Source organism: Flavobacterium pygoscelis, assembly GCF_023162025.1.
GTDB classification, from domain to species: domain Bacteria; phylum Bacteroidota; class Bacteroidia; order Flavobacteriales; family Flavobacteriaceae; genus Flavobacterium; species Flavobacterium pygoscelis.
On record NZ_JALNUB010000033.1, the window covers coordinates 1 to 3629 of the forward strand.

At 29.3% G+C, this 3629-nt stretch carries 5 protein-coding genes; 4 read left to right on the forward strand and 1 reads right to left on the reverse strand.

All coding sequences use genetic code 11. The features are described 5' to 3' along the window. Nucleotides 1-51: 51 nt before the first annotated feature. Nucleotides 52-279 carry a hypothetical protein gene (locus MW871_RS16180; protein ID WP_248429393.1) on the forward strand — a complete coding sequence of 76 codons (228 nt, stop codon included), beginning with the start codon at nucleotides 52-54 and terminating at the stop codon, nucleotides 277-279. A 396-nt stretch (nucleotides 280-675) separates the two neighbouring features. Here the strand turns inward: MW871_RS16180 and MW871_RS16185 are convergent, their stop codons facing one another. Beyond that, nucleotides 676-1128 carry a DUF5662 family protein gene (locus tag MW871_RS16185; protein ID WP_248429421.1) on the reverse strand — a complete coding sequence of 151 codons (453 nt, stop codon included), beginning with the start codon at nucleotides 1126-1128 and terminating at the stop codon, nucleotides 676-678. A 192-nt stretch (nucleotides 1129-1320) separates the two neighbouring features. Between MW871_RS16185 and MW871_RS16190 the strand changes: the two genes are divergently transcribed. The 3 genes from MW871_RS16190 to MW871_RS16200 all read left to right on the forward strand — a co-directional run bounded on the left by MW871_RS16190 (nucleotide 1321) and on the right by MW871_RS16200 (nucleotide 2812). After that, nucleotides 1321-2139, forward strand: coding sequence for a hypothetical protein (locus MW871_RS16190; protein ID WP_248429422.1), 819 nt, complete (start codon nucleotides 1321-1323; stop codon nucleotides 2137-2139). Nucleotides 2140-2297: 158 nt separating this feature from the next. Next, complete coding sequence (locus MW871_RS16195) at nucleotides 2298-2480, forward strand: hypothetical protein (protein WP_248429424.1); 183 nt, start codon at nucleotides 2298-2300, stop codon at nucleotides 2478-2480. A 59-nt stretch (nucleotides 2481-2539) separates the two neighbouring features. Next, nucleotides 2540-2812, forward strand: coding sequence for a YcxB family protein (locus MW871_RS16200; protein ID WP_248429425.1), 273 nt, complete (start codon nucleotides 2540-2542; stop codon nucleotides 2810-2812). Nucleotides 2813-3629 lie beyond the last annotated feature (817 nt).

Below are 3629 nucleotides of genomic sequence, written 5' to 3' on the forward strand. Positions count from 1 at the left end.
ACGTTGGCAGTCAGCTTAAAAAAACGGACTGAATAATTAAAACTATTTAAAATGAAATTATCTAACATTACTTTTATAGAAGAAATTAACAGTGATTACAAAGTGCTTGATTTAATTAGCGGAAGCGACGATATTAAAAAATTTTTAATTTCATTTGGCTCTATCGAAGACGACAAAATTATTAATATACATAATTTTTCATACACCATTGAAGAATTTAAAATTGAGTTGATGGACGGAGAATTTTTGAATCTTGAACTTTACGTGAAAAAGATTTAGCTTCTAAACGAAGATTAATTTCATTCGTCAAAAGAGGATGTAAATTAAGTGATTTGATCATTTTTAGTAAAAGTTCTTTTTCATATTTCATATTGAAATCTGTTTCATCAATTAATTTACAAATGAAATTATTTGTTTGTCTTGTTGTTGGAATATAATTTTTGATAATTCTATTTTTGTCTGACATAATGATTAATTTAAAATTACTTCCGACTTAAAACGGTGCGGAAGTGAAACCGAAAATTGGAGTAAACAAAAAGCCGAACTGCCAACAGCCGTTTGGAGAGATTGGGGTTTTAGTGGAATTTGCGTTTTTCATCATATCTTCGTTTCGGCAGAAAATACTCTGCTTTAAAGTCCCCAACCTCTCCAAGCGCCAAAACGTTACCACCAATACTACCAACCAAGACGATTAGCGGTGTTTTTGAAAATATCAACAGTTTGTTCTGATAGTTTAAAACGGTCTTTGTTAATCTCAATAGATTTGTAAATATTTCCGTCTTCGTGTCTTTCTCCTGCCGCTTTCCAATCAAAAAACATTTCGATAAGGTCAAATAAATCAAAGCCATTAACTCCATTTTCGTAATGTTCTGGGTGATGAGAATTTTTTGAATAATGGTGGTCTAATGCAACTTTTAATTCTTTTAAATACTCTTTATATACATCAGAACCATAAGTACAACCTTTTAATTTAGGGGTAAACTCGTCAAATAATTCTTTTTCAGGACTTTCAAGTTTTGAATTATCGTGAATATTAGCACGTTTAATCAATTCACTTGATGCTTGTGTCATTAATTCGGCAACTCTTTTAATGTGCAGTAGAGTATCTGCTTTTGAATCGTAGTTCATATTTATTATTTTAGGTTGTTAATTAAAAAGTACTGGTGGTAACACGTGTTTTGCGAGATTGTGAAATATGTGGTAAGTTCACGTTTAGTATTTCGCATAACGTTTTATCTTATCCGAAAATATCCGTTTACGCAGTTCACAACCTCGCAAAGCACCATACGTTGTGCGATATTTTACCCAAAAATAACTAAAATGGAGATTTTTTATAAAAACTCAAAAGACTTTAATTTTGAAGAAATAGTACCGAAAATTGTATATAAGTACAGGGATTTTAATGATGTAAATCATAAAAAAATTATTCAAAATCAAGAAATCTATCTTTCAAAATCGTCAAAATTTAATTGTCCTTATGAAATGGATGTAAAAATTGATAGAGAATATGTTAAGGATGAATTGAACAGAAGAAAATATTATCAAAACTTTTTAAAATTAAGTTCTTTATATGACCCTGAAATTGAAAGATTATTAAAAGAAGTAATAATCACCGATGAAAAATTGACAAATCACGAAAATTTGTTAAAAGAAGAATATGATAAAATGTTTGGGGTTTTTTCTATGAGTGAAACATATCGAAATAAAAGGCTATGGAAAGATTTTGGAGCAAATAAAAAAGGATTTTGTGTAGGAATAGATTTTTTAAAAGCAATACCTATTAATGAAGGTTTTAGAGGTCGAATTAATTACGTAAAACGCGAAGAATTACCAAAAAAAAAAATATTAGATATTGAAGGTATTGACAAATATATAATGTCTTTTTTGGATTGGATTTTCACATTACCTGAACAGTATTATGAAGAACAAGAATATAGATTCACTAAAACAATTAACTCTGATTTAGAACGATTTAAAAAAATATCAAAAGAAAGTATTTATGAAATAATAATTGGAGAAAAAATGTCGAAAACAAATCAAAAAGAAATTATTGAAATGATTAATATTTACTTACCAAACACAAAAATAAAAAAACTCATATATAGTAAAATAGGATTTAAAGAAATAGTTATAAAATAAAAAACATCGCACAACAGCCGTTTGGCGTGATTGGGGATTTAGTGGAATTAGCGTTTTTTTACTACATTTACGTTAAGCCGAAAATACTCGGTTTCAAAAGTCCCCAACCTCGGCAAGCGCCAAGACGTTAGTGGCAAATTTGAAGAAAAACCGAAAAAATGATGAAATTCGAAATTCAATATGACAAAGATATTTACAACAAGCAAATGGATTTGTTATTTGATTTGGCTTGTAAACCAAAAAAAGAATATTATAAGAATTCTCAGTATTTAGGTTTCGTGTTATTAATTATTGGTTCTATTTTATTTTTTGACCGTCCAAGTTTTTTTTGTTTTTATTAATAGTTTTCGGTCTTGGCATTCTCATTCCATATTTTTACTACTATTTTAAATTAAAATCGGTGTATGAAAAATTAGAAAATATAAAAACGGGAGAAATCGAAACATTAGAATATGAAGACTTATCGTGGGAATTTACGGAAGAAGGCTTAATTATGCGAAGTCTCAATACAGAAAGAAAATTATATTGGAAAGATTTTACCTCTTACTTGATAAAGGAAAATAATCTTTTTATGTTTACGAAGAATTATGAACCATTTATTTTAGGAGAAATTGAAATAGGGAAAGATAATTTTAAAAAATTGGTAGATTATGTTGCTGAAAGATTGAAATAAATAAAAAATCTGCCACTAACAGCCGTTTTGCGCGATTGGGGTTTTAGTGGAATTAGCGTTTTTTATCATATCTTCGTTTCGGCAGAAAATACTCTGCTACAAAGTCCCCAACCTCGCAAAGCGCCAAGACGTTAGGCAACATAATTTGAGCGCGAAAATTCTACAGAAAATATTCCTTTAAAATCTTGAAAGTTAACTAAACAAAACTTAAGAAAGCAACTTTGGCAAAAATTGAACAATAACCAAAATGAATCGAAAAGTTGGAATAGTTAGCAGAATTACATTGCATGTTGGAATTTTAAATTTTTTACAAAGTGAATGGAAAAGTTGGAACATTTTGCGGAATTGCATTGCATATTGGAATTTTAAAATTGGAACGAAAAACCGAAATTAACCTAAAAATAGAATCGTAAAAATTGGAATTTAAAACAAAAAATATTTTTTCAGTTTAGCGCGGTAAAATAAAAGGTTGGAATTTGAAAATTGGAATATATAGCCGAACTGAATCGGTAGCTAGAATGGCAGAATATGATAAATATTATTACGTTGCCTAACAGCCGTTTGGCAAGATTGCGAATTTTCCAGTAAATTCATGTTTTGCTTTCGCAAGATATTCTATCTTAGCCGAAAGAACTCGGTTACGAAGTTCGCAACCTCGCCAAGCGCCAAGACGTTATGCATTATTTTAAAAAATGACAAATCCTGAAATAGGTTGACTAAAAATTAAACACTTTTAGCAAACTATGGAACCCACAAAAAATGGACACTGTCCAAAAATTGAGTACAAAAAAATTGGTTTCGACCTAAAACTTTCCAT

Excerpts from the sequence above, each read along its gene's own strand:
- MW871_RS16195 (WP_248429424.1), top strand. The coding sequence starts at position 2,298 with ATGATGAAATTCGAAATTCAATATGACAAAGATATTTACAACAAGCAA.
- MW871_RS16190 (WP_248429422.1), top strand. The coding sequence starts at position 1,321 with ATGGAGATTTTTTATAAAAACTCAAAAGACTTTAATTTTGAAGAAATA.
- MW871_RS16180 (WP_248429393.1), top strand. The coding sequence starts at position 52 with ATGAAATTATCTAACATTACTTTTATAGAAGAAATTAACAGTGATTAC.
- MW871_RS16185 (WP_248429421.1), bottom strand. The coding sequence starts at position 1,128 with ATGAACTACGATTCAAAAGCAGATACTCTACTGCACATTAAAAGAGTT.